Annotated in this window: 18 protein-coding genes; all 18 read right to left on the bottom strand. The window is 45.5% G+C overall.

Translation table 11 applies throughout. The features are described 5' to 3' along the window. Positions 1–2: 2 nt before the first annotated feature. Positions 3–1,151 carry an iron-containing alcohol dehydrogenase gene (locus HGO97_RS00370; protein WP_216238328.1) on the bottom strand — a complete coding sequence of 383 codons (1,149 nt, stop codon included), beginning with the start codon at positions 1,149–1,151 and terminating at the stop codon, positions 3–5. 21 nt (positions 1,152–1,172) lie between these two features. Further along, a complete protein-coding gene (locus HGO97_RS00365) occupies positions 1,173–1,964 on the bottom strand; it encodes a BtpA/SgcQ family protein (RefSeq protein ID WP_216238326.1) in 792 nt (263 codons plus the stop codon). 180 nt (positions 1,965–2,144) lie between these two features. Further along, entirely contained in the window at positions 2,145–2,891 is a 747-nt protein-coding gene (locus tag HGO97_RS00360) for a nucleoside phosphorylase (protein ID WP_216238322.1), read from the bottom strand. Then, positions 2,888–3,844 (bottom strand): carbohydrate kinase family protein, encoded by a 957-nt coding sequence (locus HGO97_RS00355; RefSeq protein ID WP_216238313.1) that lies wholly within the window; start codon positions 3,842–3,844, stop codon positions 2,888–2,890. Before HGO97_RS00355 ends, HGO97_RS00360 begins: the two co-directional genes overlap by 4 nt. A gap of 23 nt (positions 3,845–3,867) precedes the next feature. Then, entirely contained in the window at positions 3,868–4,431 is a 564-nt protein-coding gene (locus HGO97_RS00350; RefSeq protein ID WP_216238311.1) for a cysteine hydrolase family protein, read from the bottom strand. A 27-nt stretch (positions 4,432–4,458) separates the two neighbouring features. Then, positions 4,459–5,376, bottom strand: a complete 918-nt coding sequence (locus tag HGO97_RS00345) for an ABC transporter permease (protein WP_216238309.1) — start codon at positions 5,374–5,376, stop codon at positions 4,459–4,461. Next, positions 5,376–6,446 (bottom strand): ABC transporter permease, encoded by a 1,071-nt coding sequence (locus HGO97_RS00340; RefSeq protein WP_216238308.1) that lies wholly within the window; start codon positions 6,444–6,446, stop codon positions 5,376–5,378. Before HGO97_RS00340 ends, HGO97_RS00345 begins: the two co-directional genes overlap by 1 nt. Further along, complete coding sequence (locus HGO97_RS00335; protein WP_216238307.1) at positions 6,439–7,980, bottom strand: ABC transporter ATP-binding protein; 1,542 nt, start codon at positions 7,978–7,980, stop codon at positions 6,439–6,441. Before HGO97_RS00335 ends, HGO97_RS00340 begins: the two co-directional genes overlap by 8 nt. A 25-nt stretch (positions 7,981–8,005) precedes the next feature. Next, complete coding sequence (locus HGO97_RS00330; RefSeq protein WP_216238304.1) at positions 8,006–9,205, bottom strand: BMP family lipoprotein; 1,200 nt, start codon at positions 9,203–9,205, stop codon at positions 8,006–8,008. 29 nt (positions 9,206–9,234) lie between these two features. Continuing rightward, positions 9,235–9,963: a GntR family transcriptional regulator gene (locus HGO97_RS00325; RefSeq protein WP_216238303.1), complete on the bottom strand. Its 729-nt coding sequence runs from the start codon at positions 9,961–9,963 to the stop codon at positions 9,235–9,237. A gap of 262 nt (positions 9,964–10,225) precedes the next feature. Beyond that, positions 10,226–10,957: a GntR family transcriptional regulator gene (locus tag HGO97_RS00320; RefSeq protein ID WP_216238302.1), complete on the bottom strand. Its 732-nt coding sequence runs from the start codon at positions 10,955–10,957 to the stop codon at positions 10,226–10,228. Positions 10,958–11,154: 197 nt separating this feature from the next. After that, the gene (locus HGO97_RS00315; protein ID WP_216238300.1) at positions 11,155–11,604 is read right to left on the bottom strand and encodes a chemotaxis protein CheW; all 450 of its coding nucleotides are present in this window, start codon (positions 11,602–11,604) and stop codon (positions 11,155–11,157) included. After that, positions 11,595–13,604: a chemotaxis protein CheA gene (locus tag HGO97_RS00310; protein ID WP_216238298.1), complete on the bottom strand. Its 2,010-nt coding sequence runs from the start codon at positions 13,602–13,604 to the stop codon at positions 11,595–11,597. The genes HGO97_RS00315 and HGO97_RS00310 overlap by 10 nt, the downstream gene beginning before the upstream one ends. Beyond that, positions 13,591–14,559 carry a GGDEF domain-containing response regulator gene (locus tag HGO97_RS00305; protein WP_216238296.1) on the bottom strand — a complete coding sequence of 323 codons (969 nt, stop codon included), beginning with the start codon at positions 14,557–14,559 and terminating at the stop codon, positions 13,591–13,593. Before HGO97_RS00305 ends, HGO97_RS00310 begins: the two co-directional genes overlap by 14 nt. Before the next feature lie 48 nt (positions 14,560–14,607). Next, a complete protein-coding gene (locus tag HGO97_RS00300; RefSeq protein ID WP_216238294.1) occupies positions 14,608–15,084 on the bottom strand; it encodes a chemotaxis protein CheD in 477 nt (158 codons plus the stop codon). A 2-nt stretch (positions 15,085–15,086) separates the two neighbouring features. Continuing rightward, on the bottom strand, positions 15,087–15,698 hold the full coding sequence (locus tag HGO97_RS00295; protein WP_216238292.1) for a chemotaxis protein CheC: 612 nt from the start codon (positions 15,696–15,698) through the stop codon (positions 15,087–15,089). Positions 15,699–15,719: 21 nt separating this feature from the next. Further along, on the bottom strand, positions 15,720–17,396 hold the full coding sequence (locus HGO97_RS00290; protein WP_216238290.1) for a HAMP domain-containing methyl-accepting chemotaxis protein: 1,677 nt from the start codon (positions 17,394–17,396) through the stop codon (positions 15,720–15,722). Positions 17,397–17,417: 21 nt separating this feature from the next. Beyond that, on the bottom strand, positions 17,418–17,783 hold the full coding sequence (locus HGO97_RS00285; RefSeq protein ID WP_216239160.1) for a response regulator: 366 nt from the start codon (positions 17,781–17,783) through the stop codon (positions 17,418–17,420). Positions 17,784–17,794: the final 11 nt, after the last annotated feature.

Raw genomic sequence — 17,794 nt, 5'->3', positions numbered from 1 at the left:
TTTTATTCTCCTTTATATGCCTTGATAAATAACTCTTTTAACTCTTCAATGGTCGGGATGATCGGATTCGTCTTGGTACAGCCGTCTGCCTTTGCCATCTCTGCCATCTCTTCCAGGATGGACATATATTTTTCTTCATCCGGGATAATTTCTTTAAATGCATGAGGAATGTTCAGTTCTTTGTTCAGAACATCTACCATTGCTGCCAGGTCCTCGCCTCCTGCTTTCTGCGCAAATTCCTTATAGATCCTAGCTGCCCGCTCGTCTCTGCTGTTGAAGCGGATGATATAAGGAAGGAGCATTGCATCTCCTAATCCATGTGCTGTATGAAAATAGCTGCCCAGTGTATGAGCCATGGAGTGTACGATTCCAAGTGAAACATTGGTAAATGCAAGTCCTGCTGCCATAGATGCATTTAACATTGTTTCTCTGACCTGCATATCATTTCCGTCTTTATATGCCTTGGGCAGATTTTCCATAATATCGAGGGCAGCCTGGGTCGCAAGGACATCTCCTATATAATTTGCACGGGTTGATGCTAACGCTTCTAATGCATGTGTCAGAGCATCCATTCCTGTCTCTGCTGTAATTCGAGGAGGCATAGAACGTGTTACCTCTGGGTCGCAGATTGCAATGTCCGGCATCATTTCCATATTTCCGATTCCATGCTTAATTCCTGTTTCGGTATCAGAGATTACTACAGAACGGGATACCTCACTTGCGGTTCCAGCCGTTGACGGAATACAGCAGAATATTGCTTTTTCCCTGAGTTTCGGGAACTCATTCGGAGGGAGGAGCGCTTCCAGAGAGTCCAGCTCTGGGTGTTCATAGTATACCCACATCGTCTTCGCTGCATCCATAACGGAACCACCACCCAATGCAATAATCAGGTCTGGTCCGAATTCCTGCATTTCTTTTGCACCGCGCATAACAGTCGCAAAGGAAGGATCTGGCTCTACCCCTTCTATTACCTGTGTTTCGGCACCGATTTCAGCAAGATATTCTTTTACTTTATCCAGGATTCCGCTTTTTACCATACTGCTGCCACCGATTACGATAGAAGCTTTTTGGGTACTGATTGCTTTTAAATGCTCCAGACAGCCCTCACCAAAGAGCAACTGGCTTCCTGCTAATTTCATTGGTCTCATCATAACTCATCATCCTCTTTTCTTTTATTTCAATCCATCCATTACTTCTTTTACCAGGTCATAAGAAATCGGGTTCGTCAGGATTCCACCCTCTTTTAGGCTGGAACCGATGATTGCTCCATCTGCGATTTCCATCTGTGCTTTGATATTGGAAGCCTTCACTCCGCTTCCTGCGAGTACCGGAATCCGAACAACTTTTTTCACGCGTTGAATCATATCAAGCGGCGTTTCTTCCCCAATGACACTTCCTGTCACAATAATTCCATCGGCGCCATTGTCTGCTGCTTCCTTTGCAGACTGTTCGATGGTGATATACGGAAGCAGCATATGGGCATGTTTTACTTGGACATCTGCTAATATCTTCACATGCTCCAGGCCAAGCTGCTTTCTGAACTCCACACATTCCCTTGCTGCCGGATGAATGATTCCATCTGAGAATACCACGGTATCTACAAAGACCGGTACACGAATAAAGTCTGCACCTGCCATACCTGCTATGGAAAGAGAAGCCTTACAGTCATTGAATGCCGCATCAATTCCAATCGGAATCTTCACATTCTGTCTCACCGCATATGCCGCTGCACTCAATGCCGCGATCTGAGCAGTCGTCAGCAATGCTGTAAACGGGGTGTCCCCCATGTTTTCCACAATCACCGCATCCACTCCGGCTTTCTCCAACGTAACTGCATCTGCTACCGCATGATCAATGATCTTTTGAAAGTCACCATCAAACCCTGGTGTCCCAGGCAGCGGAAGACAGTGCACCATTCCAATCACCGTTGTATCCCCAACCTTCAATATATCCTGACTACTCATCGTCTGTCACCTTTCCTTTCCTGTCTTTTACCTGTCATGGTATTACAATTTCCAAGCCATAGTCTGTTCAATATACCAGCCAAACTACTCGTACTATTTCCAACAAAAAACTTCCATTTGCCACCTTCTTATCCCCAATTGTCAGAATCGAGGATATCCGGTGTGCAAGAGGGCCTGCCCCTATGAACGGCTGAACCGGTAGATTCCTTCGAGCGCCACCCGGCACAGCAGGTCTTCTGCATCTGTCCTTGCCTGTCCCTGGAGAGTTTCTTTCAGGTTCTCTAATACGGTAGTCATGGTCACGATACTTGTCTTCACTCCCATAAGTCTTCCCACGGTCAGCATACATGCAGATTCCATATCGATTCCGATTACTTTTAATTTCTTCAATTCTTCAAACGTCTGTGTCATATCTCTCCCCCATTCCAGTGAGAATCGGGAATCGTGCATTTTGCTGTAGAATCCATCCATGGTGCAGTTCAGCCCATTTCTGTACTCTGCTCCCATATCTACTACGGTCTGGTTCATACAATTGACCAGATCGATATCTGCAACTGCCGGGTAGGTCATGTCAACATAGGAACCACTTGTGCCTTCTCTTCTCATCGCCGCGATCGGAATGATGAACTTTCCAAGCATGTCATCCTCCAGGGCCATGACAGTTCCCATGCGGACAGCTACCTCCATCCCGCATTCATACATCTCTTCCATGGCAATGGCCGCGGACGGTGCCCCGATTCCGGTGCTGGTCACGGTGATTTCCACCCCTTTGTAGGTTCCAGTGTAGGTATTGAATTCTCTTTTAAAAGCTACCTTCTGCGGATTCTCCAAATATTGCTTCAATACTTCTACTCTCCACGGGTCTCCGGAAAATAGTACATATTTTGATATATTAGATCGATCCGCTCCTAAATATAATGTGCTCATGACTGGCCTCCCTTTTTTACCTGTTGGTATTTCTCTAAAAACGCTTCCTCTGTGGGAAGATTGGTACAGCATCCTTCTTTCTGAAGTACGAACCAGGACAAAACACTTCCCATCACACAGCATTCCTTTGAAGGTTCCCTGTTCAGGTAACCGTACAGGAAACCTGCCATATAGGAATCTCCTGATCCGGTTGCATCTACTACCTGCTCTACCGGACAGATACCGATTTTTTCGATTTTCACACCATCGTCTGTGCGCTCATAACAGATGCTCCCGTCTTTCCCCATCGTTGTCACGATGATGTCTACTTCTCCGATTTCAAAGAGCTCCGTAATATCCTTAAATCCATAAAGCTCTTCAATAATCCCACGCTCTACCTCATTTGTGAAAATAATCTTGCTCCCCGTCAAAAGTTCTTTCAAGAACTCCTCTGGAAATGCATCGAAATCATCTTTCATTCCAAATACAACGGGAACATTGTATTTTTTACATTGCCTGAAAAACACCTCATTATCTTGTCTGGACGCTACTGTTATCACGCCGAGACGGGCCTTTTCGAACAGAGAGTCCTCCATCTTCCCTGCAAATTTTCCATCCATAGCACCTGGATAGAAAATCGTAATATGATCGTTGTTATTGTCCTGCAGAAGATAGCAGATAGAAGTGATTTCGTCCTCAAGTACCTCGATACCATCAAGCGGAACGTTGCCATCTTCCAGGAATCTCTTAAAGCCGTTCGCCTCATAGTCACCGCCTACCCTAAGAACAGGCAGAGACTTCTTCCCAAGCCTGCTGAGTGCATAGGCAATATTGACAGAACAGCCGCCGTACTGAATCTGGCTGTTGTTCTTATTCGTGACAAGAGAGGTGAAACCGATCTTCGCAGGTGAGGCTATTTTGATGATATGGTCCATGCTGACATATCCACTGGTAATCACGTCATACTCTTTCATACTTGTTTCCTTTCCTGCCGGGATCATAACGTCCCTTCATCCAGCATTTGGAACAATGTTTCTGTATCAATCACATGTCCCAGATATTTATTGATATCCTCCAGGTGTACCTGGTTGACCGTCTCTGAGTTCGTCGCCACACAGTCGCTGATGACATATCCCTCATAATCCAAATAAAATGCATCCGTCACCGTCGCCCTAATACAGCAGTTGGTCTTTGTTCCCACGATAATGACATTCTTCACATCATGCTCGCGGAGCACCAGATCCAGATCTGTGGAGAAGAAACCGCTGTAGCGTCTTTTCTTGATGACATAATCCGATTCCAGTACCGGCAGCATCGGGTCGATTTCTTCTCCTCCACTGCCCTCGATGCAATTCGGACGCATTGCGGCGGCCTTCCGGTCAAATTTTCCTTTCCGGTTGCAGTGCTGAAGGAACACGATCAACACGTCCTTCTCTCTGCACTTATCTAACACCCTGCGAATCTTTGGAAGGATCTCCCGATTCTGGGGATAGAACACAAGCCCCTGAGGGTCTGTAAAATCCTTCACCATATCCACAATCAGCAGTGCTGTCTTTCCCATAAACGCGCCTCCATTCTCTTCCACATTCTACAGTTCGTTCTTGAATCCACGTACCTTCACATTCTTGTACTTGACGATGGATACCACAGCCAGCACAGTCACCATGATGATATATGGGATAATGTCAAACAGTCCGGCAGCCGGTCCTGCATAGATACTTAGGTTCACCGCCAGCGCTCTTGCCACGCCGAACAAAATCGCATAAAGAGAAGATAATACCGGCCGTCCCTGCCCACAGTAAATTGCAGCTATGGCAATAAATCCACGTCCTGCCGTCATATCGTTGGTATAGAGTCCCAGACGTTCTACTGAGAGATTCACTCCTGCAAGTGCACAGCAGAACGCACCAATCAGGACTGCCGCATATTTATAAAAGTTTGTCTTGATACCAAGACTCTTTGCAGAGTCTTCATTCTCTCCGACTACACGTACATAGATACCGAATTTTGTCTTATACATCAGCACGGAGAATGCCGCGATTCCGATAAATGCCAGATAGGTAATCGGCGGATGCCCGCTCAAAATACTTCCGATAATCGGTATGTCCTTAACGAAAGGAATATTGATCTTAAAATTCGCAATATTCACATTGGTCAGGTTGATATTTGCCGTCTCCATCATCTTCATAACAAAGCCTGCAATAGCTGGCGCAATCAGGTTGATAGCAAGACCTACGACAATAACATTTCCTTTGTAGGTAATACCCATGACCGAAAAGACCAGACCATAAATCAAGGTAGTCACAATTGATAACAGGATTGCCAACGGCAGACTCCCGGTAAAGAACATGACCAGTGTTGCAACGAATGCACCGTTGAGCATCATACCCTCCAGCGCGATATTGAGCACATTTGCTTTATATGCGAACATACCACCTATAACACAGAGGATGATCGGCGTACTGTGATAAACAGTATCGTACAGAATGTTATTGAGTAATTCCATTATGCAGCCCCCTCTCTTTTCTTTGCACTCTTCTTACGGAATGAAAAGTTCGTCCGCTCGGAGATGAATTTTACTGCCAGGAAGAGGATGATCAATCCCTGGATCAACGCTACGATTTCTTTTGGAACGCTTGTATACATGTTGATATTGTCACTTCCTGTTTTCAGTGCTGCATAAAAGATTGCCGCGATCAGGATTCCTCCCGGAGAGTGTCCGCCCAGGAGTGCGATCAGCATACCATCCCAGCCAAGTCCCGGTGTACCGGAAAAGCTCAAGGTATACTTGAACTGTTCGCTCATCATATAACCTGCACCCGCGATTCCTGACAGAGCACCACTGATCAGCATCAGAATAATCGTCTTCTTTGCCACATTCATGCCGGCAGCCTCTGCGAATTCCGGGTTCTTGCCGATTGCTGTCAGCTCATATCCCAGCTTAGATTTCTTCATTACAATATACATGATGATCAGAACAATGATTGCAATCACAAAGAACATCGTAAGTCTGGAGCGTCCGAACCTGGAGAACATGGCGCTCTCCTGGATGGTCGGTGTCGCAACATAACCAGAACTCAAATCACGGAATACTCCCGTTGACAGGAATTCCAGTGCCTTTGCCATCGCATAGTTCAGCATCAGAGTCACTACCATCTCATTGACCTTACATTTCGCCTTCAAAAGTGCCGGAATCAATGCAAATGCCATACCGCACAGAATACCGACTGCAAAGCAGATCAGCTTATGTACCAGCGGATTCATGCCTGTAATATAAGCTCCTGCGATTCCTGCAAAGAAACCTCCCAACAGCATCTGGCCTTCCACACCCATGTTATACAGATTGGCTTTGAAGGTCACTGCAATTGCCAGACCTGTCAGAATCAGCGGAGATGCATAGTGCAGTGTATTCATGAATCCGGTCGAGGTCAGGAAGGACTTCTTTAAAAGAATCCAGTATGTCTCAAGCGGGTTCTCACCGATACATGCAATGACAATGCCTCCAATGACGAACGCCAGAAGAATCGGCAGTACAGAATTGATTACATTTCTTAAGATATTCCCTTTTTTATTCATGAGCTGCCTCCTTTTTCTCAGGCTGTATTCCGGCCATCAGAAGTCCGATACTTGCCGTTGTTACCTCGTTCTGGCTGACACGTCCCGAAATTTTCCCCTTGTACATGACAATCATGTTATCTGAAAGGCTTAAGATCTCTGAAAGTTCACTGGATACAAGGATGACTGCATTCCCCTCATCACGGAACTTCAAAATCTGTTTGTGAATGAATTCGATAGAACCAATATCGACTCCTCGTGTCGGCTGACATGCGATCAAAAGCTTTGGACCTGCGGAAAGCTCCCTGGCCACAATGATCTTCTGCGCATTTCCACCTGACAGACTGGATACATTTCCATTCAAATCACCGATACGTATATCAAACTCCTCAATAAAATGATCTCGTTTAGCTTTGATTGCTTTCTGATCGAAAATCCCTCTCTTACATACATCCGCATTTCCGTGATAGCCTGCGATACAGTTCTCTGAAATATTCATATCACCACACAAGCCCTGTGCATATCTGTCCTCTGGGATGATGCCCACCCCTTCCTTTCTGAGTTGTGCAGGCCATTGGTTCGTGATATCTTTCCCTAAAAATGTAATGGTTCCTTTTGTTGATTCCATTAGACCGGTCATCAGTTTCACAAGCTCTGACTGCCCGTTTCCCTCTACACCTGCAACGCCTAAGATTTCTCCCTTATGTACCTTAAAAGATAAATCCGATACCACTTCTTTTCCATAATCGTTGATGGTGCACAGATTTTTTACTTCATATATGACTTCATCCGAAATTGGTTCTTTTCTTTCATTACTTACGGTCAATACAACATTTCTTCCGACCATCATCTGGGCGAGCTCGGACTCGTTGGTATCCTTTGTCTTCACATGACCGATGACCTTGCCCTGCTTGATGACCGTAACGCTGTCACTTAGTTCCATCACCTCACGCAGCTTGTGCGTGATTACAATAATTGTCTTCCCCTGCTTTTTCATGTTCTTAAGACTGACCATCAGGTCATCCACTTCCTGCGGGGTAAGCACTGCCGTAGGCTCATCCAGAATCAGGATGTCTACATTGCGGTAAAGCATCTTGAGGATCTCCACCCGCTGTCTTCCACCTACGGAAATATCCTCGATCTTATCCAGAGGATTCAGTTCAAAATGATATTCATCAATTAGCTTCTGTACTTTTTCTATCTCTGTCTTTGCATCAACAAAAGGACTCTTTCCCTTCTTAATCTCGACACCAAGCAAAATATTCTCATACACGGTAAGGCTGGGCACCAGCTTAAAATGCTGGTGCACCATGCCGATCCCATTTGCTATTGCATCAATGGGGCTGTTCATCTGGACTTCTTTGCCACGAATCAGGATTTTCCCACTGGTAGGCTGCAATAAGCCGTAGAGCATATTCATAAGTGTCGATTTTCCGGCGCCGTTCTCTCCGACGATACATTTGATCTCCTGTTCTTCCACGCTCAGGCTGATTTTGTCATTCGCCGTAAAATCACCGAACTTTTTCGTCAGATCAACCACTTCTATCATGCTCATATGTATACCCTCGTTTCTGATTAGTCTACTTGATTGTTACATTTTTGCAGGTTGATGGGTCAAGCTTTTCCCCAACCTGTGCATTTGTTACCTCAATGGAGCCATCTGCAATTTTTGCTTTCAGGTCATCAATATATGTCATGATTTCATCCCATTTTGCTTTTGCTTCATCGGTATCTGCCAATGCTTTTTTAATCTGGGTCAGGTCTGTAATGTCTGTAGCACCTGATGCCAATGAGAAGGTCTGCAGTCTGTCAATATCGTTGATCTTACCGTCTACATATGCCTTTGTGATATCAAATACAGGAACAGATGTGTTCTTGATTACACTTGTCAGGATATATCCCGGCTGCATATCATCTTTATCAGCGTCCACATGAATCGCAAGTTTGCCTTCCTCTTTTGCTTTGGATGCAACACCATCTCCAACGCTTCCAGCTACTGCATATACCAGGTTTGCTCCCTGATTATAATAAGTTCCTGCGATGGTGCTTCCTGTTGCAGGATCTGAGAAGCCGGCATCATATTTTGCATAGTAATCATAGTTCACGCCGAGGTCCTCTGCTGCTTTGTTGATTCCTTCTACAAATCCATCAGAGAAAACTGTAATTCCGTTAGAATTCGTTCCACCTACAAATCCGATAGCACGTCCGCCCTTATCCAGATCTGTGAACTTATAGTTTTCAGCCGGAAACAGGACATCTTTATTTTCCAATACCTGTACGCCCAGAGCTCCTGCGATGTAGGATGCCTCGTGAACATCGAACAATGCACAGATGACATTGTCGTGAATGACCTTTCCGTTCTCATCCTGGTTCGGATTGTCGTTGACACATACGAAAGTAGTATCTGGATACATCTCTGCGATCGGCTGTGATCCGCCTACACCCTTGATCAAAGCGTCAAAGTCATACTCCAGATTGAAGATTACGTTATATCCGTCCTCTGCCAGTGCTTCAAGTGCTGCCGGAACTCCGTTCGTAGGCTCTACAACCTTATACTCTACCCCGAGCTCCTTCGCTGCCTTCTTGGCACCTTCCACTGCGGTCTGGTTGTAACCATTGTCGTTCTGTCCTGCGGAGTCACAGACGATTGCGATCTTTGCGTCCGTTTTCTTTCCTGAGTCCGCGCTCTTCTCATCCTTGCCTCCGCCGCAGGCTGTCAGACATCCCACTGTCATAGCTGCTGCTAACAACACACTCAAAATTTTCCTGCTTCTTTTCATAATGTTCCTCCTTTTTCTTGCTTTTGCTTTTATTTGACCTGCTCAATATAGAATTTATATTGATCCGTCCGATAGTAACATTTGAAGCTTTCAATCGGCAGCTCCCGGCCCTGTACAACGCCGTATGTTGTACTTTCGAATAGAATTACCGGCATTTGTTCATCAATATCGAGATATTCTGAAATCTCCTCTTCCGCCAAGACCGCTTCTATAGTCCTTCTTGACTTTGCGAACTTGACACCATATTGCTCCGCAAGAAGATCATAAAGAGACTGCGTGTTAAAATCATATCTCTCGATACCCGGAAACAGACGGCGGGGCAGATAGGTAATCGTATAATTCAGCGGCTCTCCATCAGCCATGGTGATCCTTTCCAGACGAAACAGCTCGTCCCCTATCGCAGTATTCAGAAGCCTGGCTCTCTTTGCATCTGCCGGAACGATCTCGCTTGCTGTTACCTTCTTGGAGGGATTCCTTCCCAGCCGGATGACATCGTCGGTACAGCTCGTAATTGCAAACAGGTTCTGACTATAGTCATCACTCTTCACGTAGGTCCCCTTGCCTTGTACCTTATATAGATACCCGCCAGCAACTAATTCGTCGATTGCCCTTCTCACCGTAATCCGGCTGACCTGATACTGTTCCATCAATTCCCGTTCGCTCGGAATGGGACCGTCAGGCTCAAACTCTTCTTCCTCGATTTTTTGAATCAGTTCACGTTTGAGAGCAAAATACTTTGGTACACGTTCTTCTTCCATTCACTTCCTCCCCTCATTGATGTTATGTCGTCATGTCGTCATAACCAGTTGTAATTATATAATAATCCAATCTTTCAAAAAGTCAACACCTTTCACAAGTTTTTATTATTATTAAAATCATTTTTGTTTATTTTCACATATTTTATGATTATAATTTGTGAAATCTGCCAGATAAAATTTTTCTACAAAAAAAGAGAGAAGGCGTTCTATCTGAAATCCTTCTCTCTTCATTCTTATATTTCTTGTTCCAATACTTAGCTTCTTACATGGCGACCTGGTCGATATAGAACTTATATTTATCCGTCCGGTAATAGCACTTAAAATTCTCAATCGGCATCTCCTGTCCATTCACTTCCCCATATGTGGTACAGCCGAACAGAATCACCGGCATGCCCGGCTCAATATCCAGATACTCCGCGATCTCATCCTCCACAAGCACCGCCTCTACGGTCCTTCTCGCCTTTGTCAGATTCACATGGTATTCTTCTCCCAATACCTGATACAATGATTCCTCGGCAAAATGATGCTTCTCGATTCCCGGAAACAGTTTCACCGGCAGATAAGTCAACGTATAATTTAACGGCTCTCCATTTGCATACAGGACACGTCCCAACTGAAATACTTGGTCCGTGTCTGTCAAATTCAGTGCCTTTGCCCTTTTCTTATCCGCTGTTAAAATCTCCGAAACAATGACCTGCTTTGTAGGTGTCATTCCCATATTACGTACCGCCTGGGTACAGCTCACAAGAGAAAACAGATCATTGCTCTTCTCATCTGTCTTCACATAAGTCCCCTTCCCCTGGACCTTATAAAGATATCCTTCTACCACCAGCTCATCTATCGCCTTCCGCACTGTGATACGGCTGACCTGGTACTGCTCCATTAACTCTCGTTCACTCGGGATTGGTCCATCCAGTGTGTATTCCTCCATCTCAATCTTACGGATAATCGCCTTTTTTAACTGATAATACTTTGGCACTCGTTCCTCGTTCATAGCTTTCCTTCCTGTTCCTATACTGTCCCATCTGATTCTTTTTACGTTGTAATACACGGGACAACTTTTATATAGATTGTACCACAAATATGGAACTCGTGAAATACCTCTCGCAGTATTTGAGAGTATGTCTTATCAAGCTTTCTCTATTCCCTTTGAATCAAGATAAAAGGCGCATCCTATCATGCGCCCTTCCCTTATCCTCTTAAATATTCCCCTTTGAAATATTCCGCCAGATTCAATATGATCTTTTCTATATCCAGAACTGTCACGATCTCACCGTCATGCTGAATCAGTTTTTTCTCTGTCCACATACCATCTGCTTCTGTCTCAGGCTTTTGAATCTCCTGTACGGATTGTGTATTCAAAATATAAGGCTCCCCATAACATAGGATTCCAATCTGATAATCCTGATACGCAAAGATAATGACAACCTTCCTTTTTTCGATGTAGACCTCTTCCTTCAGAGATAGTACCGGTACGATTTCGCCTTTATAATTACACACGCCTGCAAAATACGAAGGCAGACATGGCATCTTTGAAATCTGCATTTCAGGACATAACTCTTTCACCACCGAGAATTCAAAGGCAAACGTCTTATCTGCGCCCTTCACGCAAAGCAAATCATAAACATTGTCTATTCCCATACATTTCCTCTTTCATACAAGCGCAGCATAATTTCCAGATCCAGGGCTGTGCAGATTCTTCCTGTCCCCATGATGCTCATTCCACTGACTCCGGTCTTCCGTCTGAAATCAACTCCGAACAGTGGTGGGAGTTGTTTCACCACGATCCGTTTCTGTTCATACAGACCATCCACTAGAACACAGCCTTCTTTTTCTGTTCCTCTGGCATATATAATTGTAGCATCCTCCGGTGTAGTCCCCTCTATATGAAAAAACTCTCGCAAATCGATGAGAGGCACCATCCGTCCCTCAAACAGCATATAAGTACGCCCGTTGATTTCACGCACTCCCGGATCATTCTCCCTATATTCCAAAAACCGATGTACATATCTTGCGGGCAGCGAAAAACGGTAGTCCTCCACGCGGAAACGGACACATTCCATAGTCGCCAGAGTCAAAGGGACAACTAACGTGAATGTGCTCCCGCGCCCCTTCTCACTATCGATATATAGATTTCCTCCGGCGTTTTCCAAGACATTCTTGACCACATCCAGACCAACACCACGGCCCGAATACTCTGTCACTTCTTCCTTCGTCGTAAATCCAGGGTGCAGAATCATGTTCAGGATTTCTGATTTGGTATATTCTTCCTGAGGTTTAGTCAGCAGTCCCATATCCCGGGCCCTCGCCAAAATCTTATCACTATCCAGACCTTGACCGTCATCGGAAATGGTAATCATGACCTCCCCCACAGTGCTTTCTACAGAGAATTTAATCTTCCCTTTTCTTGCCTTTCCAGCCGCTGCCCTCTCCTGGGGTGACTCTATCCCATGATCCACTGCATTCCGAATCAGATGGAGCAGAGCCTCTGAAACATACTCCACAACACTCTTGTCTGCTTCAATATCTCCACAGCTTACCTCAAAATCGACCTCTTTATTCTCATCGCGGCAGATGTCCCTGAGTATCCTACGTAGCTTCGGCACAATTCGCTCAAGTGGGACCATACGCATCTCCATGACCGTATGCTCCACATCACCGATCAAACGATTAATTTGATGGGCAGCCCCTTCCTTGATGTCCTTCATCCCGTTCTCATCCAGTTGAATCTCCAGAGTCATGATCTGAATAATCATCTCCCTTGCGAGGTTCTGCAGCTTATCTAAGCGGTCGCTTCGCACATTGAGAAATTCCAGCTCTGAATTTCCCTGTGGCGCTGCCGGTCTGGGGGCTTTTTGCTTCCCACACGGACTGCTCTCCTTTTGGGCAGCCTTATCCTGCATGACCTCACAGCTTTCCACAAATAATCCCTGGCTCAAAGCTGTCAGGACAGCTTCTTTTTGTTCACTCTCAAACCGGATATAAATTCCATGCTTCCCAATCTCTTCCGCTTGGTCCTGAGCATGTTCCAAATCCTCGGGATACGACTCCAAATCTGTACACATGCCCTTCACCTGGCGTATTAGCATAAAAGCGCGAAGATGCTCCATCCTGCATCCCTCCGCGAACCTCACCCGGACTATAGTTCCTGGCCTTTTCAACATCTCGGAAGAAGGGGCCCACTGTGGTTCCTCCTGTGAGGCTGCTGCAATACCGGACGCGGGTTCCCTGCTAACATCATTCAGATATTTTGTAACCTCATCAAGCAGGGACTCCGTGCTTCCAGGTTGATATTCCTCATCTGACATCCGTTCCATCTCGTCCTCTATAAAATCTAAAAAACGATAGAGCAGATCGAACATCTCCTGCTGTACACCTTCAATCCCACCGGCCTGTTCTCTAAAATAAGAGAACAGATCCTCCATCTTGTGTGCCAGCGAAGAAAGATCCTTTAATCCCATCATTGCGGATGAACTTTTCAGAGTATGCATCACCCTGAAAATACTGTGTATCTCACTTTCCGAAAAAGCATTCTCCTTTTCTGCATTCAAAAGAGTCTCATTCAACTGTCCTGTCAGCTGCCTGGCCTCCAATAAATACACTTCCAACATTTCCTGTGCATCCGCATCAAAGTATCCCATTTTCCCACTCCGTCTGTTCTATGTCCTCAAACCATACACTGCGGTTCTTTCCGTGTCTTTTCCCATAGTATAAAGCTTTATCAGCACATGCAATACACTCTTCAATCCCCTCCTGCTGACCGTACACATGAAGTCCCAGCGTCAGCGTACAGGAAAACTCATCTGCTTTATTTGTGATGCGGAACTGTTCCACATCGTTACGAATCGACTCACTGACTGCCATTGCCTCTTTTTCCGTCACATTAAAAAGAATGATCAGAAATTCTTCGCCGCCCCAGCGCACCACTCTGTGCATCCTGCAGTGAGCCTCCATAATACTGGCTATACAGACCAGGGCCATATCTCCTGCTTCATGTCCATAGGTATCATTAACCAGCTTAAAATCGTCGATATCAGCCAGAATGACAACATTCTTTTTCTCCTCTACCCGAATCTCCTTAATGTCATCCAACAAATCGCCTACTACATATCTGCGGTTATATAATCCTGTAAGCCCATCCCGGAAGGCAAGCTCATTGAGCCTGTCCATATTAGACTTTAACTCCATATTCATCCGGTTTAATTCGTCCTTCTGCTTCTTTAACTGCAGATGTGTGATCACACGTGATTTCAGTTCACTCTTTGAAAAGGGCTTCTTTATGTAATCACAAGCCCCCACTTCAAAACCTTTCACAACATCATCATCTGTATCTTTAGATGTTAAAAAAAGGATGGAGGCATTGTTCTGATCTCTCGTCTTTAAATCTCGAAAGAGGTGAAAACCATCTTTATCAGGCAGGACCACATCCAAAAGAATCAGATCGGGCTGATACCGTTCAATCTTTTCCAGGGCTTCTTCTCCTGTATGTGCTTCACACAAGAAAAATGGCGTATCCTCAAGAGCCGCCCGGATCTGCTGACAGATCATCAGGCTGTCATCTACCGCCATTACAATTTGTTTACTTTCCGTTTCCATGCTTATCCCTCCATCTAATGTGTCCACAATCGAAGTCCTGATGCTGTCCTATATATAAATGACTGACTGTCTGACCGTTCTGACCTCCAGTGTTCCATTCTCTGACAAAAACGTAATCGTTCTGCCATGGCTTCCCCCGGTATCTTCCCCGACAAGCCTGATTCCTTCCTCTTCCAGTGCCCGTTTCACATTCTTTACGTTCCAATATCCGATATTCCAATTCTGTTCAGCGGTACTGAACATCTTGGCACCCCCTGCGATTTTAGCAGTCAGATGTTTTTTCTCTGCTCCTTTACGGCAGATTTCCTGCACAAGCCTGTGCGTCCCTTCTACCGCAAACTTATATTCATTTTCCTGATGAAGCGACTGATGCTTATCCGGCAGGATGACATGGGCCATTGCCGCGACTTTATGCTTCGCATCATACAGGCATACACCGACACAAGACCCTAAGGCATATGAGACTAACGCCTGACCACATGCAGCCGTCTTTCCTTCGGCAATTCCCACCACAATTTTTTCCATAATTACTCCCTGAGCTTATTGAGCATCGCGGACATCGACTCTCTCTCCGGCCAGAAGAGTATCCGGCCGACAAAGGATGCCTCTCCCATGCGGAATACATTCTCAATCAGCAGCACATCGTCACTTACCTTGATATGTCTGGCCAGCGGCACTCCTAAGATTGCTCCGCCCATATCCACACACATATCCGGCACAGATACATCTGTCTCCATTCCCGTCACCTGGGAGAGAGCGCGTATATAGGACCCGCACATAATATTCCCGAGTTCACTTAAAACAGACCGTTCCATCTCATCAAGGGAAGTCAGGTTGCGCTCCTTTTTCTCCAGCATTCCATCCAGCACGGCCCGTGTGAACGCCTCATCCATCAAGAATAAGAACATCCCTTTCAGCTCACCGAATACACGAATCAAAATTCCTGCCTGAACATCTTCCTGAATATCCAATTCACTAAATACATCCTGGTACTTTACAAAACGTACCATTGGAATACCAACCTCAAAGGGATGCTCCATCATGACTGCCAAAGATGCAACTGCATTCCCCGTCCCTATATTCCCCAGCTCTTTCAAAATATCCTTTGCCACATTATCCAACTCTGCATAATTTTCCATCTGCGTCCCCTTCTTCCGCCTTTACAGTTCGAACTGCTCCACCAGTTCTTTCAAAATCTGCGCCTGTGCCGACAGCTCTTCACTGGCTGCAGCACTTTCCTCGGACGTAGCTGAGTTCCCCTGTACAATATCGGATATCAGTTCTACACTCTTTCTGATCTGGGCAACCGCATCCGCCTGCTGCTCTGAAAGTTCTGATATATTGCCCACCATATCATTGACTGTCTGTGCGCCCTCTACAGAACTCTGCAGCGTTTGTGCAGTCATCTGTGATGCCTCATATCCCTCACGCACTGCCTCTGTATTCTTCTCGACAAGCTCCGCTGTCAGCTTAGAAGCACCTGTCGTCTTAGCCGCAAGCCTGCGCACCTCTCCTGCCACGACCGCAAAGCCTTTTCCTGCTTCTCCCGCTCTGGCCGCCTCTACAGAAGCATTGAGAGCCAGGATATTCGTTTGAAATGCAATATCTTCTATCTCTTTGACAATACCTGTGATTTCTTTTGAGTTCTCCTGAATCTGTCTGATGCTCTCTTTCAGCTTAAGCATCTGATTATTATTCTCAAGAATCTGATTTCCTACCTTAGCCGCGTATTCACTGGATTTGGCCGCATTATCTGCGTTGGTGCTCACACTCTCAGCAATCTCATTGATACTTGCCGCAAGCTCCTCGATTGAACTTGCCTGTTCCGAAGCCCCCTGGGCCAATACCTGGGCGCCATTGGAGACCTGCTCAGCACCACCTGAAACCAGTTCAGCACTGCTGCTGATCTGCTGGATGGAATTTCGCAGCATCTTCCCGATCATCTCCATGGATTCGCCAACTCTGATAAAATCGCCTTTAAACTGGAATGAGGTGTCATAATTCAGCTTTCCATTTCCTAAGGCATACAAGCCTCTTTGAATCTCAGATACATATGAATCCAGTGTCTTAGCCGTCGAGCGGATGTCATCGGCAAGATTCCCGAACTCATTCTTAGAAGTGTATGACAGATCGATACGCAGCTGGCCATTCGAAATCTGATTGGCAGCACGTTTTACTTCTTTTACAGGTGTTACAATGCTCCTTGTGATTCCGATGCATAGAACTACCGTACAAAAAACACAAACAACAGCAAGTCCCAGAATAAACAAAAGAATCTGCTTGTTTGAAAATGTTGTATCCGTAAGACTCTCCTGCACGTCCTCGTCGGATGCATCGATTACACCATTCAAAAGTGTCCTCACCTTTTCCGTCTGCGGTTCATACTCATTAAAGTATATCTGACATGCGGTCGTCTTATCTCTCCGCTCTAAACAGTTTATCAGCTTGTCTCTGATTACTCTTAAACTTTCAAACTCCTCCACATAGGCTTCTACATGATTCTTCCCGCCTGCATAGCCCTTTTTAAGCTTTTCAATTCCCACTTCTGCCTTCGATGCAGCCGCCTTTGTATTCTCCAGATATTCTGCTTCATTCACTTCGTTCTCTTTATTTACCAATACCGCCAGATTCTTGCCTACGAGCTGGATATTTGCACTGGTCTCATGCGCAGTCTCGACATTCTCAAAAGGTCCCTCGCTCATCTGGCCCATCCTGTCAGAAAGCTTACTGATGTTATATACAGACACAAATACGGTTATCATATATAATCCGATCACGACTAAAAAAGACGTCATCAGCTTTTTCCCGACCCTCAGGTTCTTAATATATTCTTTCATTCTCATTTCCTCTCATCTGTACTAACTCTCCAGAACGTACCTTACGACCTGCTGCAGTTCTTCTGGCTTGAACGGCTTTACGATGAATTCCTGGGCCCCGCATCCAATCGCCTTCTGTATCATCATCTCCTGACCGATTGCAGAACACATCACGATCTTTGCTGCAGGGTCATATTCCAAAATCTCTTCCAATACATCAATTCCTGACTTCCCAGGCATGGTAATATCAAGCAGGACCAGGTCGGGCTTCTCCTCATAGTACATCTGGACCGCAGTTTCCCCATCAGCCGCTTCCAGTATATTGGTATATCCATTCTTCTCAAGCACCTTACGTATCGTCATCCTCATAAAGATTGCATCATCCACTAACATTATCTTTGCATCCATCATCCACCTCA

This window comes from Faecalicatena faecalis (genome assembly GCF_012524165.2).
Lineage (GTDB): Bacteria > Bacillota > Clostridia > Lachnospirales > Lachnospiraceae > Faecalicatena_A > Faecalicatena_A faecalis.
This window is presented reverse-complemented; position numbering and strand designations above follow the sequence as displayed.